Annotated in this window: 16 protein-coding genes; 3 read left to right on the top strand and 13 right to left on the bottom strand. The window is 47.2% G+C overall.

What is annotated here, in order from left to right; genetic code table 11:
• Positions 1 to 38 precede the first annotated feature (38 nt).
• From RIF25_RS03500 to RIF25_RS03480, 5 genes are all read right to left on the bottom strand, one after another.
• The gene (locus tag RIF25_RS03500) at positions 39 to 3,218 is read right to left on the bottom strand and encodes an efflux RND transporter permease subunit (protein WP_322877171.1); all 3,180 of its coding nucleotides are present in this window, start codon (positions 3,216 to 3,218) and stop codon (positions 39 to 41) included.
• Between the two features lie 357 nt (positions 3,219 to 3,575).
• The gene (locus RIF25_RS03495) at positions 3,576 to 4,451 is read right to left on the bottom strand and encodes a hypothetical protein (protein WP_322877170.1); all 876 of its coding nucleotides are present in this window, start codon (positions 4,449 to 4,451) and stop codon (positions 3,576 to 3,578) included.
• A 32-nt stretch (positions 4,452 to 4,483) separates the two neighbouring features.
• Positions 4,484 to 6,250: a 2-succinyl-5-enolpyruvyl-6-hydroxy-3-cyclohexene-1-carboxylic-acid synthase gene (gene menD / locus RIF25_RS03490; protein ID WP_322877169.1), complete on the bottom strand. Its 1,767-nt coding sequence runs from the start codon at positions 6,248 to 6,250 to the stop codon at positions 4,484 to 4,486.
• A gap of 11 nt (positions 6,251 to 6,261) precedes the next feature.
• Positions 6,262 to 6,522 carry a hypothetical protein gene (locus RIF25_RS03485; protein WP_322877168.1) on the bottom strand — a complete coding sequence of 87 codons (261 nt, stop codon included), beginning with the start codon at positions 6,520 to 6,522 and terminating at the stop codon, positions 6,262 to 6,264.
• A 21-nt stretch (positions 6,523 to 6,543) separates the two neighbouring features.
• Entirely contained in the window at positions 6,544 to 6,972 is a 429-nt protein-coding gene (locus tag RIF25_RS03480; RefSeq protein ID WP_015125960.1) for a tetratricopeptide repeat protein, read from the bottom strand.
• Between the two features lie 152 nt (positions 6,973 to 7,124).
• On the opposite strand from RIF25_RS03480, the gene RIF25_RS03475 reads away from it, so the two are divergent.
• Both RIF25_RS03475 and uvrB read left to right on the top strand, forming a co-directional pair.
• Complete coding sequence (locus tag RIF25_RS03475; RefSeq protein ID WP_322877167.1) at positions 7,125 to 7,361, top strand: hypothetical protein; 237 nt, start codon at positions 7,125 to 7,127, stop codon at positions 7,359 to 7,361.
• A 7-nt stretch (positions 7,362 to 7,368) separates the two neighbouring features.
• A complete protein-coding gene (gene uvrB / locus RIF25_RS03470; protein WP_322877166.1) occupies positions 7,369 to 9,366 on the top strand; it encodes an excinuclease ABC subunit UvrB in 1,998 nt (665 codons plus the stop codon).
• 272 nt (positions 9,367 to 9,638) lie between these two features.
• Here uvrB and hrcA read toward each other — a convergent pair whose 3' ends face one another.
• From hrcA to gcvT, 7 genes are all read right to left on the bottom strand, one after another.
• On the bottom strand, positions 9,639 to 10,769 hold the full coding sequence (gene hrcA, locus RIF25_RS03465; RefSeq protein ID WP_322877165.1) for a heat-inducible transcriptional repressor HrcA: 1,131 nt from the start codon (positions 10,767 to 10,769) through the stop codon (positions 9,639 to 9,641).
• A 168-nt stretch (positions 10,770 to 10,937) separates the two neighbouring features.
• Positions 10,938 to 11,288 carry a rhodanese-like domain-containing protein gene (locus RIF25_RS03460; protein WP_322877164.1) on the bottom strand — a complete coding sequence of 117 codons (351 nt, stop codon included), beginning with the start codon at positions 11,286 to 11,288 and terminating at the stop codon, positions 10,938 to 10,940.
• A gap of 100 nt (positions 11,289 to 11,388) precedes the next feature.
• On the bottom strand, positions 11,389 to 12,240 hold the full coding sequence (locus tag RIF25_RS03455; RefSeq protein ID WP_322877163.1) for a glycosyltransferase family 8 protein: 852 nt from the start codon (positions 12,238 to 12,240) through the stop codon (positions 11,389 to 11,391).
• 93 nt (positions 12,241 to 12,333) lie between these two features.
• Positions 12,334 to 13,827, bottom strand: a complete 1,494-nt coding sequence (gene gatB, locus RIF25_RS03450; RefSeq protein ID WP_322877162.1) for an Asp-tRNA(Asn)/Glu-tRNA(Gln) amidotransferase subunit GatB — start codon at positions 13,825 to 13,827, stop codon at positions 12,334 to 12,336.
• Between the two features lie 116 nt (positions 13,828 to 13,943).
• Positions 13,944 to 14,078 (bottom strand): type II toxin-antitoxin system HicB family antitoxin, encoded by a 135-nt coding sequence (locus RIF25_RS17105; protein WP_407682319.1) that lies wholly within the window; start codon positions 14,076 to 14,078, stop codon positions 13,944 to 13,946.
• Positions 14,079 to 14,304: 226 nt separating this feature from the next.
• On the bottom strand, positions 14,305 to 14,697 hold the full coding sequence (gcvH, locus tag RIF25_RS03445) for a glycine cleavage system protein GcvH (RefSeq protein ID WP_322877161.1): 393 nt from the start codon (positions 14,695 to 14,697) through the stop codon (positions 14,305 to 14,307).
• Positions 14,698 to 14,764: 67 nt separating this feature from the next.
• Positions 14,765 to 15,892, bottom strand: coding sequence for a glycine cleavage system aminomethyltransferase GcvT (gene gcvT / locus RIF25_RS03440; protein WP_322877160.1), 1,128 nt, complete (start codon positions 15,890 to 15,892; stop codon positions 14,765 to 14,767).
• A 406-nt stretch (positions 15,893 to 16,298) separates the two neighbouring features.
• Here gcvT and RIF25_RS03435 point away from each other — a divergent pair, with 406 nt between their 5' ends.
• Positions 16,299 to 17,699 (top strand): phospholipase D-like domain-containing protein, encoded by a 1,401-nt coding sequence (locus RIF25_RS03435; protein WP_322877159.1) that lies wholly within the window; start codon positions 16,299 to 16,301, stop codon positions 17,697 to 17,699.
• A gap of 3 nt (positions 17,700 to 17,702) precedes the next feature.
• Here the strand turns inward: RIF25_RS03435 and rdgB are convergent, their stop codons facing one another.
• Complete coding sequence (gene rdgB, locus RIF25_RS03430) at positions 17,703 to 18,344, bottom strand: RdgB/HAM1 family non-canonical purine NTP pyrophosphatase (RefSeq protein ID WP_322877158.1); 642 nt, start codon at positions 18,342 to 18,344, stop codon at positions 17,703 to 17,705.
• Position 18,345: the final 1 nt, after the last annotated feature.

The raw sequence follows: 18,345 nt of genomic DNA, 5'->3' as shown, positions 1-18,345 counted from the left end.
GTAAATGATTTCTGGAGGGCCTGCAATATTTCTAGGTATTAGTGAGAACGGGGCATGATCTCATCCGATCCGGGTACAGCCGCGATCTCAGGTTTTGACTGGCCAAGCCCGTGCAAAATTACATAGAAGCAGGGAATGATAAACAGGGTTAATAGCGTTGCTACAGCCAGACCCGCAAAAACCACAATCCCCAACGGCTGCAAAAATTCTGACCCTTCTCCCATCCCCAAAGCCAAGGGAAACATCCCAATCACCGTAGTTATGGTGGTCATTAAAATTGGGCGTAGCCGTTCTGGGGCAGCTTTGAGGATGGCCAAACGGCGCGAGCAGTTTTCCTCAGCATAAATTTGATTGGCGCGCTCCACGAGAATAATCGCGTTGTTAACGACAATCCCCACCAATAGCACCCCACCAACAATGACCGTGGCCCCAATCGCTGTCCCCGTGATCGCCAGGCCCCAGATGCTCCCAGATAGGGCTAAGGGAATGGTGAGCATAATTACAAGCGGATCCAGCAGAGAGTTATACTGCACCGCCATGACCACGAAAACGAGAAAGGCAGCCAAGCTCCCTAAGATCACCAATGCCGATTGAAGTTGTTGATTGGTCTGGTCTGCTGCACTGGGGAGAACACTGACTCCGGTAGGGAGCTCTAGTCCTTGAATAATTTCCCGCACCTCCTGAATGGCTGCACTCAAACTCGCCTTTTCTGCCAAGGTACCAGCAATCATGAAAACCTGCTGTTGATTGATGCGGCGAATTTCGGCCGGGGCTAGACCAGTTTTGATTTCGGCAATGTCTCCAAGGCGAATCGGGCGATTATTGGGGACAAAGAGGGGAATTTGGGCCAACTGATCCGGTTGATTTATGTCATCTTGATCCAATTGCACCCGAATATCCACGAGGCGATCTCCCCGCTGCATTTCTGTTGGCACAAAGCCTTCCACCGCAGTTTGAATCGTGGCCCCAATGGCCTGGGCCGATAAACCCAGTTCTGTGGCCCGTTGCCAGTCGGGGAGGATTTGTACTTCGGGTTGACGGGGGTCGCCATCGGGACGAAATTGGGCCAGCTTGGCGTTCTCATCTAGGGCTGTTAAAACCTGCCGACCGGCCTGGGCTAAGGCTTTTTCGTTATTACTGCGTAAGACCACATCCAAATCGGAACGCAAGGGCGAATTGGTTAAGATAATCCCCCGCACTTGACCTGGGCTAAGGCGAACCCGGACTCCGGCTAAGTTGAGTTGGGCAATTGCCGCATTGGCCTGGGTAATGTAAGCAGGAAGATTAACACCGGGTTGCAGCACAATCGTGGCGGAACTGCGTTGGGAATTGGCGGTGGTATTACTGGCAAATAGGGACCCGCCGGATGTGGTAAAAACGGCTTGAGTTCCCGGTTGGGCCAACAGGACCCGATCTACCTCTGCCATGACTCGCCGATTAAAGGTCACGGGCGTTCCTGGAGGAAAGATAGCAATTAAGTTGACTTGTCCGGTACTAATCCGGGGTAAAAGTTCTTGGGGAATTTGCCCCGCCAAGACCCAACTGCTCCCCCCGAGTACCACTACAGCGACCACAACCACAACAAATCGCCAGGCCAGGACAAACTGCAAAAGCCGTTGATATTGCTGAGTGACACCTAAGAATTTCTGGTTAAAAGTCCGAAACAGCCAAGTTTGCCCCAGGCCACTGCGGTACGGAATTGCTAATAGGCGGGAGGCCAAAGCGGGAACTACGGTCAGAGCAATGATCAGGGAGGCCCCAACCGCAAAGGTAATCGTTAAAATCAACTCGTTAAACAGTAGGGCAATCAGGCCTCCCAACAATAAAAAGGGGAGGATCGCGACTAAATTCGTCAAGGTGGAGGCCACGAGGGCTGATTCAATGTCTTGGCTGCGGCGTTTGGCTTCTTCAATAAACTGCTCTTGGCTGAGGTTTTGACTGGCTGGGGTATGGGAGAGAGTTTCTAGCATGACGATGGCATTATCCACCACAATCCCCACCCCAAGGGCTAGGCCTCCCAAGCTAAAGACGTTCAGGGAAAAGTTAAACACCCCCATCAACAACATCGCCACTAGGGTCGAGAGGGGAATTGCCAGGACAATAATTAGGGTTTCCCGAATTGAGCCGAGAAAAAGTAAGACGGCAAAGGCGGCCAAAGCTGTTCCGGTTATCCCAGCGGTGATCACATTATTTAAGGAATTGCGAATAAAAATAGACTCATCCAGGACGGGGACAATCGTAATATCCGCCGAAATTAAGCCATTGGCCTGGAGTTCGGCAAACCGTTTTTTGACCCCTTCCACGACAGAAATCGTATTGGCTTCCGGTTGCTTGAGGACACTAAGCTTAACGGCGGGCTGCCCATTCAAACTGACAAAGACTCGCTGCTCAGCACTGCCATCAATGACGGTGGCCACATCATGGAGATAGACTTGGCGATTGTTGGTCAGGGAGAGGGGAAAATCTTCAACGGCTGTAGCACTCGTAAATTTTCCAACAGTGCGGGTCAAGGCTTCCGCTTGCGGGCCCCGAATTCGTCCCCCCGCGACATCTTGATTGCGTGAGGATAAATCTGCCAACAGTTGATTCAAGCCCAGGCCCACCGCTTGTAATCGATCCAAATCCACCAAGACGCGAACTTCTTCCGTCGCCCCACCCGCAACATCAACCCCGGCCACCCCTGGGACAATACTCAATTCCCGGTTCAAATCTTCATCGGCAAAAACCCGCAACTCTCGGCCCGATAGACTATCTGAGGTTAAAGCGACTTCATAAACAGGTAACTGGGAGGGATCAAACTTAAAAATCCGGGGTTCTTCAATACTATCCGGCAACTGATTGCGAGACCGATTGAAGGTGGCAGTGGCATCATTTAGGGCCTGGTCAATGCTCCCCCCCGGTTGGAAAAATAAATCTACACTGACTTGTCCTTCCCGAGTTTGGGAGTAAATTTGGACGATGCCATCGGTGCGGGCTAAGGCTTCCTCTAAGGGTTTGGTAATTTCTTCCACAGCCACGTTTGGGGTAATTCCAGGGGCATCCAACCGTAAGCCAATTCGGGGATAGGTAATGGAGGGTAACAGATCAACTTGAAGGCGCAAGAGAAAGAACACCCCCAAAACAATCACGGTTAAGGTCAGCATCAATGTGCCAATATGGCGGCGGATGGCCAGGCCACTGAAACTAAACCGAGGCGGTAGGGGCGGGAGTTGACTCATAAAATGTCCTAGACCGAGGAACAAGGGGACGATAGAGCTAAAGCAAGGCCTGACTGATTAAATCTTAAGTTGCATGGGCAAAAATGCCAGGCCTGGGGACTATCCCAATGACAGCGGCCACGGGTCTAGTGATGAAACTCAAGGGTGAAGATGCCTGAGTGAATTTCATACTTGAAAGCAGTAAAGATCACAACCGGCCTATTCCTTAGACTCGCCAATACTCTTTAGGGTTTAGAAATTGAGATGTTTATCAACAGCAAATTTGTTTGGCCTGAGCCGCACAATAACGTAGCTGGCTAATATCCTATTCTCCGCCCCCACACAAGAAAGAAAGGAAGTCTCTTCGGGCTGCTTTTTTTATTGGCCTTGGGGAGCTAACCAGTCCACCAGATTCCTAACATAGGCATAAATATCGGCTAGGGCATCAGGGTTAATAATCATCCCATTTCCAGGCAGTTCCGCCACAAAACTTGGACAGCCGTAATGAGGATCCCAGTTGTAATCGACAAAATGGTGAAAGGTAGATTGAGCCACTACCCGGCCATGATGTGCAGTCCCTTCAACGGCTACGACTAAATTAAAGGGGCGACCTGTAACTAAGCTGACTCCTGTGGCAATCACTTGGGCGTGAGATGTTTCGGAGGGGCAGCCAACAGCGCCTTCATGGGGATGGGCCGGAAAATAACGGATGATCCCGGTTTCTGAGTCTGGGTTTTTGAGTAATGGGTGGATCGGCAGGGTGGGGGTAATGTCTTGGTAGTCCCCATTGGCTCCTGAGTGGTAGTTGGGCCAGGCAATGGTCGGGGTGTGGCAGTCATCATTACAACAGCGTTCAGGGTCGGGGTCGGGTTGGGTGGTGTGGAAGTAGTGAAAGGGGGCGATATAGTCCAGGCCAGTTAACGACTTCCCCATGTCCTGATGGTCGCGCGTGGCCATGATTCCCCCCCCTTGTTGATGGAACCGATTGATTCCGGCGGCATCGGCAGGACTCAGACCATCCCCCACATCCAAGGCAAATAACCACAACTGATCAAAATCTTGCCGATCAAGCTGGCTCAAGACCGGATCATTCCCTTGTGCATCGGGTTGGCGGTCGCGAGCAGTCACAAGAGCGGGTTCCCTTAGGCCAGTACGGAGAAAATCTTGCAGCAAGGAAAAGGTCTCGATAGTCCAGTCATCGGCCGCGCCAGCTAAAAGAGTTGTTTGAAGGAGAATGCGTTGGGGGTGGCTCATGGTAAATCACTTTGGGTAGGATAATTAAAACGTTACTCCGCTGCTTCCTCAACAGCGAGGGCCTCCTTCAATAAGGGATATAGGCATTGCTGTCGCCATTGGGTATCTCGCTCCCGGAGGCAAGGAACCTCAAGCAGATGAATTCCAGTTTGGGGTAAAGGATTTAAGTGGGAGGCTAATTCTGACCAGGCCCCGATTAAGTGATGCTTAACAGCGTAGGCTTGGGCTAACCTTTGAAAATTAACCTGTTGGGGCGTGGCAAAGTAGGCATCAAAAACGTGCTCGGCCTGGCGGATGGGTAGATGACCAAAAATTCCCCCGCCATGATTGTTAATTAAGAGAATGGTGAGACTACCTTGAAACCACCGATTCTGCAACAAGCCATTAGTGTCGTGGAGCAGAGCTAGATCACCCGTAATTAGAACTGTGGGTTGATTGTTCCAGGCCACTCCCAACGCGGTTGATAAGGTGCCATCAATACCATTCACGCCCCGATTAAAAAAGAACTGAAATTTTTTGATATTGGTTGGAAAGACACTCTCCACATCGCGCACGGGCATACTACTGGCGACAAAAATCGGTGTTTCTGCCGGCAATGTTTGGGACAAGAACCAGGCCAGTTTTGGTTCACATAGCCAATCCACAGCCGCAAAAGTTTCTAATAGTTTCTCCTGTCCCCTAGTTTCTGCTTTGATCCAGGCCTGGTGATAGGCATAACTGACTTGGGGAGATTCAGACTGAGGAATCAAACTAACGAGGGTTTCTAGGGAACAGCGCAGAGTTTGACAAGCCCCGTGGAGGGGATCAAAATTATCGGGCTGGGGGCTAATAATCCAACGGGCAGGATTTGTCTTCCCTAGCCAGGTTCTGAGGGGTTTGCTAGTGGGCAGTTCGCCAAGTTGAATCACGTGATCTGGTCTCAGGGCCTGGGCTGTGGCTTGATCCCGTAACAGCAAATCATAGAGACTAATCACTCCAGCAGACTCTTTGGCAAAATGGCGCACAGGCGAAAGAGCATCCGCTAAGATCGGCCAACCTAAGCATTGACTCAAAGAAAACACGGCCTGGGCATAGGCGTTAGGAACAGCAGGTTGACAAGGCCCGGCAATAATCACCCCCCGTTCGGTTTGGCTCCAGGTTGGCCAGGGAATAGCTTGGGGGATGAGATAACTGAATTGGGGTGGCTGGAGGGCCTGGAAAAAACTTGACCAATCCACCGTCTCAGAAAATACTGCTGTCTCAGAGTCAGGAATTGGGGCTAACGGCTCTCGTAAGGGAATATTGATGTGAACTGGCCCAGGGGTTGGCATCAGGGCCATTGACCAGGCCTGGTTGATTGTTTGTCGTAAATAAGTCAACTGATCAATGTCTAAACTGGGTAAGCCTAATTCCGTTTGCCAGCGCGGAAAATGCCCATAGAGTTTAGTTTGATCCATGGCCTGGCCGGCATGACAATCGCGCAATTCGGGCGGACGGTCAGCGGTGAACACTAGCAAAGGCACATGGCTAAGACTGGCTTCAATAATGGCCGGATAAAAATTTGCCGCCGCAGTCCCAGAGGTGCAAACAACCAGCACAGGTTGATGGGATTGACGCGCTACCCCCAAGGCAAAAAAGCTGGCCGAGCGTTCATCAAGGATCGGAATTGCGGCAATTTTTGGATGTTCTGCCAACGCCACCGTTAACGGGCCAGATCGAGATCCAGGGGCAATCACCGCCGTTTTCAAGCCCAAGCGCACCAAGGTTTCTGTCAACACCCAGGCCCAGAGGCTATTGATATTAGAAGCGCGTGATTGCAAGCCAGCTTGACCTATGCTTTCGGAGGTTGCGAGGAACCCGGCCAACGCTTCTTAACCTGTCCTAAGATGCCGCTGAGAATTGCACCGCCCATGAACAGGCCCAGAGCAGGAGTGAAAAATGGCTCCCATAGCCTCAGCCACAGGTCAAACCCCAAGGGAATATCCAGACTGCGACCAAGGAGTCCCACCACAAACCAAGCAAAGCCGAAAAAGATCAGAAAACTGTTGGCAACCAAGACCCAGTTCACCCAGCGACCAATAACTTCTAGCATCGGATAACTCTATGGCTCCAATTAACCGACAATCCAGGCCTGGACTCTTAACAAAGCTTCCCAATCTGGTTTTCGGGTCAATCCCTCTTGAATGTTGTCAGTCACTTCTTGGCGCAGTTCAGGCACCACCATAATAATGTGCTGGATCAGTTCAATATGGTCACGAACTCCTTTTTGCCCCTTCTCCAGCATGGCTAAAACCAAGTTAATCCGGGCCTGGGGATCTTGGGGATTGAGTTTCACCGCTTTTTGGGCAGCTTTATAGGCAGATTGGGTCTTACCAACCAGAAGATATAACCAGGCCAAGCAAGTCCAGGCCGGCGCGCTTTTCGGAGCTTTTTGGCAAATAGTTTCAAAGGTGGGAATCAACTCCGCCGCATCCGCCCCCGCTTTATATTGGGCAATTCCCGCATCGAAAATTTCTTCCACCGTTGCCGTAGATGCTGTCACAGCCTTAACCCCTATCGATCTGAGAACTTATAGCGTTGGAATTGAATAACTCAAATTTCGGTACAACCATTTTGTAGTTTAACTTACCATTGGAATCATCACTTCAGACATCCCCAGTCCAGCTTGCTAACCTAAAATCAGGCCCGTTGCTATTGCCCCCAGCGGATATTCATTTTCGACAATTCCAGGCCAGCTTTACCATGACCTCCCTGATCACCCCGCCGATCATCTACTTGGAAATCTATTATCCTGATGGTCGTAAATTTCTGACAACCTTGGATAATGCCCAGGCCCAAGAAGCTCAACGACAAGCAGAAGCGGCCCAACAGCAAGCCGAAAGACTTGCCGCCCAACTGAGTGCCCTAGGTATTGAACCAATTTTAGAGTGAAGCATTTATGTCAGAGTTCCAAATCCAGGCCCCCTTTCAACCCACTGGCGATCAACCCCAGGCGATTGCTCAATTGGTTCAAAGTATCCAGGCCGGGCATCGCTTTCAAACTCTCTTAGGCGCGACTGGAACCGGAAAAACCTTTACCATTGCCCAAACCATTGCCCAAGTCGGCCGCCCTACCCTCGTCCTAGCCCATAACAAAACCCTGGCCGCGCAACTGTGTAATGAACTGCGGGAATTTTTTCCAGAGAATGCGGTGGAGTATTTTATCTCCTATTACGATTATTACCAACCGGAAGCCTATATTCCAGTCACAGATACCTACATCGAAAAAAGTGCCTCAATCAACGAAGAAATTGATATGTTGCGTCACAGTGCGACCCGATCCTTATTTGAACGGCGAGATGTGATTGTGGTGGCTTCGATTAGTTGCATCTATGGCTTAGGCATGCCGGCAGAATACTTAAAGGCTTCAATTCCCTTGCGTGTGGGCGAAGAAGTGGATCAACGAAAATTATTGCGAGATTTAACCAATATTCAATACAGCCGCAATGATGTAGATTTAGGCCGGGGTCGGTTTCGAGTCAAAGGGGATGTTTTAGAAATTGGCCCAGCCTATGAGGATCGCCTAATTCGAGTGGAGTTCTTTGGAGATGAAGTGGAAGCGATTCGCTATATAGATCCGATTACGGGCGCAACGATTCAAAGTTTACAAGGGTTAAATATCTACCCCGCCCGTCACTTTGTCACCCCCGCCGAACGACTGGCCCAGGCCTGTGAAGAGATTGCCGCTGAACTCAAGGAACAAGTCCTCAAGCTAGAGTCGGAAGGGAAACTCTTAGAAGCCCAACGGATTGATCAACGCACCCGCTATGACTTAGAAATGCTCCAAGAAGTGGGCTATTGCAACGGGGTAGAAAACTATTCCCGTCATTTAGCTGGTCGCCAAGCCGGAGACCCCCCGGAATGTTTAATTGATTATTTTCCCAATGATTGGCTGCTCGTGATTGATGAATCCCATGTCACCGTGCCGCAAATTCGGGGGATGTATAACGGTGACCAGGCCCGGAAAAAAGTTCTCATTGATCATGGATTTCGCTTGCCCAGTGCGGCGGATAATCGTCCCCTGAAAGCCCCAGAATTTTGGGATAAGGTGCAGCAATGTATTTTTGTTTCCGCCACCCCTGGAGATTGGGAAATTGAAGTTTCTGGGGAACAGGTTGTCGAGCAAATCATTCGGCCAACAGGTGTAATTGACCCGGAAATTTTTGTCCGGCCAACGACAGGACAGATTGATGATCTGATGGCCGAGGTGCAGCAACGGATTCAACTCAAGGAACGAGTTTTGATTACCACGTTGACTAAGCGCATGGCGGAGGATTTATCGGAATATTTTCAAGACCGCCATGTTCGAGTTCGCTATTTACATTCCGAAATTAATGCCATTGAACGGATTGAAATTCTTGATGATTTGCGTAAAGGTACCTTTGATGTCTTGATTGGCGTAAACCTGCTGCGGGAGGGGTTAGATTTACCGGAAGTGTCCCTCGTGGCAATTTTAGATGCTGATAAAGAAGGGTTTTTGCGGGCCGCACGCTCCTTAATTCAAACCATTGGCCGGGCCGCCCGTCATATTCGGGGACAAGCCATTTTGTATGCTGACCGAATTACTGACAGTATGGAAAAAGCCATCACTGAAACCAATCGCCGCCGCCAAATTCAACAGGCCCATAATGAAACATATGGCATTATTCCCCAACCGATTGTCAAAAAATCTAGTAATGCAATTTTGGCCTTTTTAGATGTGTCTCGCCGCCTCAATGCCCAAGAATTAGAAACGGCTGTTTTGCAGGTTGATGATTTATCCTTGGATCAAGTTCCAGAGTTAATTCAACAACTAGAGAGCCAAATGAAAGATGCAGCCAAAAAGTTAGAATTCGAGGCAGCAGCCAAATTCCGGGATCAAATTCAACAGCTACGGGATAAGCTTCTGGGGCACTAAATGAATCAACCGCTTGCACTGGAATAGCTTGGCTCAATTCAAATCTGATTCATAAACTTCTTGTTAATCTTGCTAAGGTGAGTCCGCTAATTTTCACTACTCCTGCCCGCAACCCAACTATAGCATTACTCATTTAGGGATCTTATTGGGACAGGTCAAGAAATGCTCTATGGGCAGTCCTGTTAAGATTTTTACTCTTTCAAAACAGTCTGCGTAACGCTATAGATGAGAAATACGATAGAGTTCCATGCCAATATAATCTCATCTTGCAATTAGGAAATTCCTAAAGTCCCCTCAGAAATCAATGTTGTTGATAGATAATCGGCCGCAGTTTCCACTAGGGTCATGGTACGCGCATAGGGCATTCGAGTTGGGCCTAAGACCCCAATCGTTCCCATCGGGCAATTACCCCGCCGATAGACACTGGAGACCAAAGCACAGGATTGCAAGGGGAGAAGAGGATGTTCGGTTCCAATGGTGACACGGACACGCGTTGCTAGGGGGCCAAACCGCTGGCCTGGGTTTATGTCGGTGTGCTCTTCATCCCAGGCCCCGATGAGTGACCAGAGTTGTTCGGTTTCAGCTTCTAATAATTGCAATAATAATTGCACCTGTTCTCGTTGGGAAAATTCCGGTTGTTGAATCACTTCTGCCAGGCCTGTGACAATAAACGTACCTGACTTCCGCAGTCGGCTTTGGGGGATCAGGCTTGTGAGTAATTGTTGGACTTCTTGGGCAATGGATTGAAACTCAGCATCCAGCTTTTGCCAATCTAAGACTGAGAGTTGGGCGAGGGTTTTGCCTTGGAGATGATGATTTAGGAAGTTCGTTAAAACCTGTAACACCTGTTCATTGGTTTCAGTGCTCTGGCCTGGGGGAAGTTGCAAAACCACTGACTGGGTTTCATAACTATCTAAAATGACAATGACCATCACCTGATCAGGGGCAATCGCTACCAACTTGACCACATGAATCGTATTTCCGAGGGTTGGCGGCATGGTAATTAAGGTGACACAGCCACTCAAGGTTGAAAGTAATTGGGCCGCACTGCGTAAAATTGCCTCCAGGCCGGGCTTTTCCCATTGGTCTGGCTTCTCAGGGTCTAAACGTTGAGCTAATAGTTTTTCAACCCGGCGGGCAAAATCTGGGATCGGTGAAATTAACTGATCCACATAAATCCGATAACCAAAATCAGAAGGAACTCGCCCCGCTGAAGTATGGGGTTGATAAAGTAATCCAGACTTTTCCAAAACCCCCATGATATTGCGAATTGTTGCTGAACTCACCTGCAGATTATATTCATCAACTAAAACCTTAGAACCTACGGGTTCGGCTGTGGCAATGTAGTGGTTAATAGTGGCGGAGAGAACCTGCTGTTGACGTTGACTCAGTTCGAGGGGCATAGGTAAATTCACAACGAGATGGCTAAAAATAAATTCAAATAAATTTTAGAGAATGTCTCTGGGCGATGGATACCAACCTCAGGGACTGAATTCCGACCAACCAGGAGAGAGTTATAGCGATAGTTTAAGAGAGTTTAAGGATTTTTGCTGAACGATAGCAGACCGGGCTTAATAATGGGGCCAGGTTGGCTGAATTTCATCAACATAGGCATCAATCCCACCCGTAATATTTTTGACGTGGGAATAGCCCTGCTGTTTCAACCAGTGACAAAACTGGGCCGAGCGGATTCCATGGTGGCACAATGCCCAAGTTTCTTTAGCTGGATCAAGAATTTCGGAAATTTGGGTCTGCCACTGCTCAAATTGGCTGAGGGGTAAATTGATAAAGCCGGGAATAGCGACAATCTCCAGTTCCGCGGGTTCCCGCACATCCACCAATTGCACCACTGGATTACCACTGGCAAGTTGCTGCTCTAAATCTTGAACTGTCACGGCTTCTAAACCTCTGCCATAGACCATCTTGATTAACCATTGTCAGAGTTGACTTTATTATGGGCAGGAATCAGGGGCAATTATTATCATTGAGGCAAATAATAATTTTCAGGATTTTCCCTCTAGCTCAGGGGGTTAACTTTTCTAGGGCATAGGCGTGCCAAAGATCTGCATAGGGAATATTTTGAGATGACCAAGGTTTATGATGTCCACCACTCCAATGCAAAATCCCAATTTCTGAGCGGGGTTTCCGTAAGGCCCAACTAATCCAGCGATAATTACCAAACCCACAGCAATTCCATTTCCGATCGAGGTGAATATAGTCTTTGAACATCAGGTTCAGCAGGGTTTCATCATTGAGTTGGAACAGCCGATAATTGTGCTGGGCTTCCCATGCCAAATAACGGTAGAGTTGTTGATAGTTTTGATCTCCCCAAAAGCTTAAATCTATAAATAAAACTCCGGCATTAAAGGTTTGCTTAAATTTCCGCAGTTCTGAGATCGCCACCCAAGGCCGGGAAAAATGAAAAATGGCCGGAAATAAATTGGGAGCCGCCGCAAAATAATACTCAGCAGTAAACGAAATCGAATCAAACAAGACCGCAATATCTTGGAGAACGATCAAATCCGTATCGAGAAAAATCACCTTGCCCAGATCGGGGAAAATATCCTTCAGAAATAGTCGGGAATAGAGCAGGAAGATGGCGTTCTCACTCTTGCGGGATTTGGGTTGATATTTGCGTTGAACATAGTCTTGAATGATTTGGTTGGGGTGATACTCACGGACACGGAACTGAAACGGTGGGTGGGGGAAATAGGCGTTAATTTCAGATTCAAAGAATTTGGACTCACTGGGTGGCGTAATAATGTGGAGAAATAGGCGACTGGGTGAGGCTGTATTTTGCAGAATTGAATTAATCGCTGTGACTAAGCCAAACAAGTAGCCTTTATCTAGGGCAAAAATCAGATGAATGGGCATAAGGAAGTCGCAACACTCCAGAAATGAACTTGGCTTGAGCAGACGGAGAGTGAGAGGAACAGCTTATGGCTCCAAGCCTTGAGTTGGCCCAAATTAGGCATTGAGTTTTTTCTGTAGCAATTGGTTCGTGAGTTTGGGATCGGCCCGCCCACCAGTTTTTTTCATCATCTGTCCGACAAAAAAGCCCTGGAGTTTCGTTTTTCCGGCTCGATATTGGGCCAGTTCTTCGGGGTGAGCGGCGAGGACTTGATCAATCAGTTTTTCCAGTTCCCCCGTATCGGACATCTGCACCAGCCCTTTTTTCTCCACCAAGGCCTGGGGAGAGCCACCGTTCACAAGTAATTCTGGGAGAATATCTTTGGCAATTTTGCTACTGATCGTCCCGTTTTCAATCAAGCCAATCAATTCAGCCAGGCCAGCCGGGGTTAAGGGAATATCCACTAAGGTGCGTTTTTCGGTTTTGATGTAGGCGGTAATATCCCCCATGATCCAATTGGCGGCTTGCTTGGGGTTAGCTCCGGCGGCAACCACAGCTTCAAAATATTCGGCGGTGGTGCGCTCATCAGTTAAAACCCGGGTGTCATAGGCCGACAGTCCCAATTCGGATTCGTAACGATGCCGTTTTTGGGCCGGGAGTTCGGGGAGTTCGGCTAACCAGGCCTGGCGTTGAGACTGACTGACTTCAATTGGGCCTAAATCTGGCTCCGGGAAATAACGATAATCACTGGAGCCTTCCTTCACCCGCATGGTAAAGGTTTGTTGGCTGGCTTCGTCCCAGAGGCGGGTCTCTTGAATCAGTTTTTCCCCATCTCGCAGGGCCTGGACTTGGCGGGCAATTTCAAAGTCAATCGCTTTTTGGATCGCACTAAAGGAGTTCATGTTTTTAATCTCAACCTTGGTGCCAAATTTTTCTGTTCCCACCGGCCGGACGGAAATGTTCACATCACAGCGGAGGGAGCCTTCCTGCATATTCCCGTCACAGACCCCCAAATAGCGTAAAATTCGCCGCAGTTCTTGGGCATATTCCGCCGCCTCTTGGCCGGAGCGTAAATCCGGTTCTGAGACAATTTCCGCTAAGGGTACGCCGGCCCGATTGAAATCTACTAAGGAATAGCTCGATCCGGAGAGGCGATCACTGCCGGCATGGACTAACTTTCCAGCATCTTCTTCCATGTGCAGCCGCGTAATCCCAATCCGCTTGCGAATCGGCTGTTCCTGTTCGTCTAACAATTCAATTTCTAACCAGCCATGCTCGGCAATCGGCAAGTCATATTGGGAGATTTGGTAGTTTTTCGGCAAGTCAGGATAAAAATACTGTTTCCGGTCAAACTTACTGTAGGGGGCAATCTGACAATTGAGGGCCAACCCCGCTTTAACCGCATATTCCAAAACTTTCTGATTCAGAACGGGGAGAGTTCCGGGCAATCCTAAGCAAATTGGATCCACATTGGTATTGGGGGGCTGGCCGAATTGGGTGGAACTGTTGGAAAAAATTTTGGTATTCGTACTTAGTTGACAATGAACCTCCAGGCCAATAACGGCTTCATACTCAGTGGCAATGGTGGTGTTCGTCAAAGTAGCAGTCATATCGGTTAAACTCAGCCGCAGTCAAGGATTGGGAGTTAGTTGAGGGTTAGTATCGCTACCTTAACATAATGCTGGGGGCCGGGTGGATTAAGTTTTTGGCGCAATTTTATCCGTGATCAAGCCTCATCTGGCTTCGGAAATGGCTGGCCATACTTGACAGAAGCTTCTAGGCAAAGGGTCTGAACTAATTTTAATTCCTCTAAGGTTTCTCCTTGGGCTAAACATCCGCTCACGGCCGGGACTTCAGCTATAAATCCTCATTCTAGGAAGGGATAAATGACAATTGAGTAATGGTTTATCTTCTTCAATTAACTGGATAACTCGCTTGATGTAGGGTCATTTAACTCGCTGATTGTGAACAGGGATCACTAGGATAATTTCACTCTTCTTAGAACTATGATGACTACCGAAAATTCTCGCTAAAATAAAGCCTGCTAATTCCAAACGTTGACGAACCTCTTCAGCCTTGACTTAAGCTTAAATGTCACCTTCAACAAGGGCCTGGTATTCGGCGGCACTCATAGCATCGGCAATATCATCATCATCGTTAATTCGCACCTTCATGAGCCAGCCTTCACCGTAGGGGTCTGTCGCAATATCTTCGGGGGATTCTACAATGGCCTGGTTTGTTTCAATCACCGTACCGGAAACCGGAGCATAAAGTTCTTCCACGGCTTTCACGGATTCAATCGTGCCGAGTCGCTCTCCTTGCTCAATGCTATCTCCTTCTTGGGGGAGTTCAACAAAGACAATATCCCCTAATTGATCCACAGCAAAGGCACTGATTCCAATGGTGGCAATTTCCCCTTCAAGACGAACATATTCATGACTATCGAGGTACTTCAGATCTTCGGGATATTCCAAGCTCATAGGAGGCTCACAGCATTTAATTAATGGACTGGATAAATGGATGCCTTGGTTAGCTTACCTAATTTTTTCAGGCTTTTGGGCGGCGATAGAAGGGACGGGGGACAATTTTGGCTCCATGAACTTTGCCGCGGATTTCAATCCCAATTTCTTGCCCGACATTGGCCAGGCCAGCGGGGACATAGCCCAGGCCCAAGGGTTGAGCAATAGTTGGCGGTAAACTCCCACTGGTGACGCTGCCCACGGTTTGACCATCAACAACAATCAAATAATGGGGCCGCGGAATTTGTCGCTCCTCCATGAGAAAACCGACTAATTTCCGCGAGACTCCAGTTTCTTTTTGTTGTTCTAGGGCTGAGCGACCAATAAAATCCCCTTTTTCCCAATTAATCAACCAGCCCAGGCCCGCTTCTAAGGGGGTTGTCGTTTGGTCAATATCCTGTCCGTACAGGGCCATAGCGGCCTCCAAACGTAATGTATCCCTCGCTCCCAGGCCACAGGGGGTAACTCCAGACTTTGCGAAAGCTTGCCAGAGGTCTTGGCCAACATTCCTTGGCACCATGATCTCAAACCCATCTTCGCCCGTATAACCCGTGCGCGCAATCCAACCGGGAACTTGGGGAAAGGGGGAATCTGGGGGTAAATGGATCGTCGCGGGCTGGTGGTGATAGTTTTTCAAATTGTCTAGGGGAATATCAACAAGGGGTTGTAAGGCTTGGGCTGCTTTTGGGCCTTGGAGGGCAATGAGGACGAGGGTGTCCGTCTGATTTTCCAATGCCAGTTCCCTTGTATTTAATTGTGCTTGGAGCCAGGCCCAGTCTTTAGCGGTTGTGGCGGCATTGACAATTAAGGAAACTAAATAGCGACTGTGACAATAGACAATTAAATCATCAACAATTCCCCCCTGATGGTTCAAGAACACAGTGTATTTGGCCTGGCCAGGTCGCAGTTGGCTTAGATCAGTGGGGACAAGGGGTTGGAGGGCTGTTAGCGGATTTTCCCCTTTGAGATCAAATTTACCCATGTGGGAAATATCAAACATCCCCACCGCCTGACGCACGGCCTGGTGTTCGGCCACAATTCCTTGATACTGCACGGGCATTTCCCAGCCTGAAAATTCCACAATCCGGGCCTGGGACTGTTTGTGGAGGTCAAATAAGGGGGTGCGTAACAAGGCTGGGGAGGTTGAGTAGGTCATGGATTGACAAATACCGCCTAACTTTACAGATATTGTCTAACAAAGAAATAAGAGACTGGTTAGATTCAATACTTTGAAAGATAAATAGCTCTTACCATTATAAAAACACTTTCGATAAATCTTAATGTTTTTACATTAGTGTTTCGGGAATCAAATATTGTTATGTGTCTTCATTATTGCCATGATTATATGTAAAATTTTATTTCGTAATTTGACAGCCCTAAGTTAGTTATCTTAACTTATTCTTCAATATCAACTTTCTTGATCAGTGATTAATCCCGAATTTATTTTTAGATGATTTTTTATTTGATTTTTAATAAAATAGGTAATTATGAAAAGCAGTAGAGACTCAAAGGTTAATACATTTTTAAGTGTCTTTTCCGTAGCTGGATGTGTTGCTTCGGTTATGACTAATCAAATCATTTACTTAGCAGCACCATTAACATTAACACTTTCCTATGGGCTATTCCATCAAAGGCGACTAACGGCAAACTCAAGAGAGGATCAGGATAACTTACAAGTCTTAATTAGTGAATTTAGAGATTTTCAAAGACAAGAAACTCAAAGAGAAGTTGAACTAAAAGAACTAATAAATACTGAAATTCAAATCTCAAGCCAGCCTTTACCGGAATTTGAGAGACTTTACCAACAACTCAATAATCGCAATACGCAGCTTCTAAAACTTGTAGTTCATAATTTAAAAGAGGATTATAAGCATAAACTCTCTGAAACAGAAAATAAATTATCAAGAAACTCGGAAAGTATTTCAAAATCTCTAAAAGCAGAACTAGAAATCTTAAAATCTCAAATTAATAACTTTAGCTATGAATTAAATTTAAATCTTGAATTGTCTCGAAAGATATTAGAATTAGAAAATCACCATAACCTGAAATTAATTAGTGTAGAAGAAGAGCTAAATGGAAACTCAGGATATATTTTGCAATTATTGATAGATAATTTAGACAATCTTGAATCACAGTTTAACAACTTGAAAAATTTCAATACAGATTCTGAAGTGATTCTAAATTCTATAAAGAGCCAGATTGATTCTATTCATAGGCGTTTAGACAATTTAAATAGAAAAATCAATCAAAAAGCAAGCGATATTAAAGCATTAATTTGTACAGAATTTAGAAATGTTGATTTTGTTGGAAGATATAAAATAATCAAAGATAGAAATGAGAGTCGTCAAGCATTTTTACAAGCCCTTGATAAAACCCAAAAGCATTTAAGGATTGTTTGTCCTTGGCTCAAAAAGTCCGCAATTGAAGGAGAGGTTTTTGATAAAATGAAAGTTCTTTTAGATAGAGGTGTAAAGATCGAACTTTGCTGGGGCAACTTGGGGGATGCAAGAAACAGTATTGATAATCTTAACTTAGCTACTTTCTTGAAACGCCGCAATGCATGGAAATATGACGGTTTGCCATTATTAGATGAGTTACAAAAAGCATATCCAGAAAAATTTGTTTCAAAAATGATCGGAACCCATGAAAAGTACTGGATCAGTGATGAATGTTATTGTTGTATCGGCAGTCATAACTTTCTCTCGTCCGGTGTAACCAGTCCAGAATTAGAAATTGGCATTAAAACAAGTAATCCTAGAATTATTACAAGCCTATTTGAGCGATTTCATAAGTATCAAGGAAAAATATACGAGCCTAATCATGCATTAGAACTTAAGGATTTCATCCAACTGAGTTTTGAGTTTGTAGAACAAGTTAAGCAAGATATTGATAACCGTGACAAAGAACTGATTTCTGATGAAGATATGATAAAAATCATGGAATCTCAAATGCAAGAAGATTGATCTCTACAATAACTCTGCCTTTGAAAGAATCTGTTTTAACTTCGGCAGCATTCCAGCTAAGGCTACCCCCCGATGACTAATTTGGCGTTTTGTTTCGGCACTCATTTCGGCAAAGGTTTGGGCCTGGCTGGGAACATAAAAAATTGGGTCATAGCCAAAGCCGTTTTCACCTCTGGGGGCTGACAAAATTTCTCCTGCACAGCGGCCAATTTCGGTTAAGGCAATCTGTCCATCCGGTCGGGCGAGGGCTAAGGCACAAGTAAACCAGGCCTGGCGATTTAACTCTTCTCCTAGTTCGTCTAGCAACCGCTGAATCCGTTCTGGATCTGTTTGGCCATAGCGGGCTGAGTAAATTCCGGGCGCACCAGCCAAAGCCACCACCTCCAGGCCAGAATCATCTGCAATGGCCCAATCTCCCGTGGCCTGGGCAACCACAGTGGCTTTCAAACAGGCATTTCCTAAAAAGGTCGGTTCAGTTTCAGGAATATCTAAGTCCGCAGGCATCAAGCAAATATCCCAGGCCAAGTCTGCTAAGTAGGTCTGAAATTCTCGCAGTTTCCCTGGGTTTTGACTGGCAATAACCAAACGGGGCTGTGTGGGAGGGGAGCTAGGGATGGACAATGGATCAGGCTCTTGATGGATCACA

The sequence above is a fragment of the Pseudocalidococcus azoricus BACA0444 genome, assembly GCF_031729055.1.
GTDB classification, from domain to species: domain Bacteria; phylum Cyanobacteriota; class Cyanobacteriia; order Thermosynechococcales; family Thermosynechococcaceae; genus Pseudocalidococcus; species Pseudocalidococcus azoricus.
The sequence above is the reverse complement of the archived record's forward strand: the minus strand, read 5'-3'. Positions and strand labels throughout refer to the sequence as shown.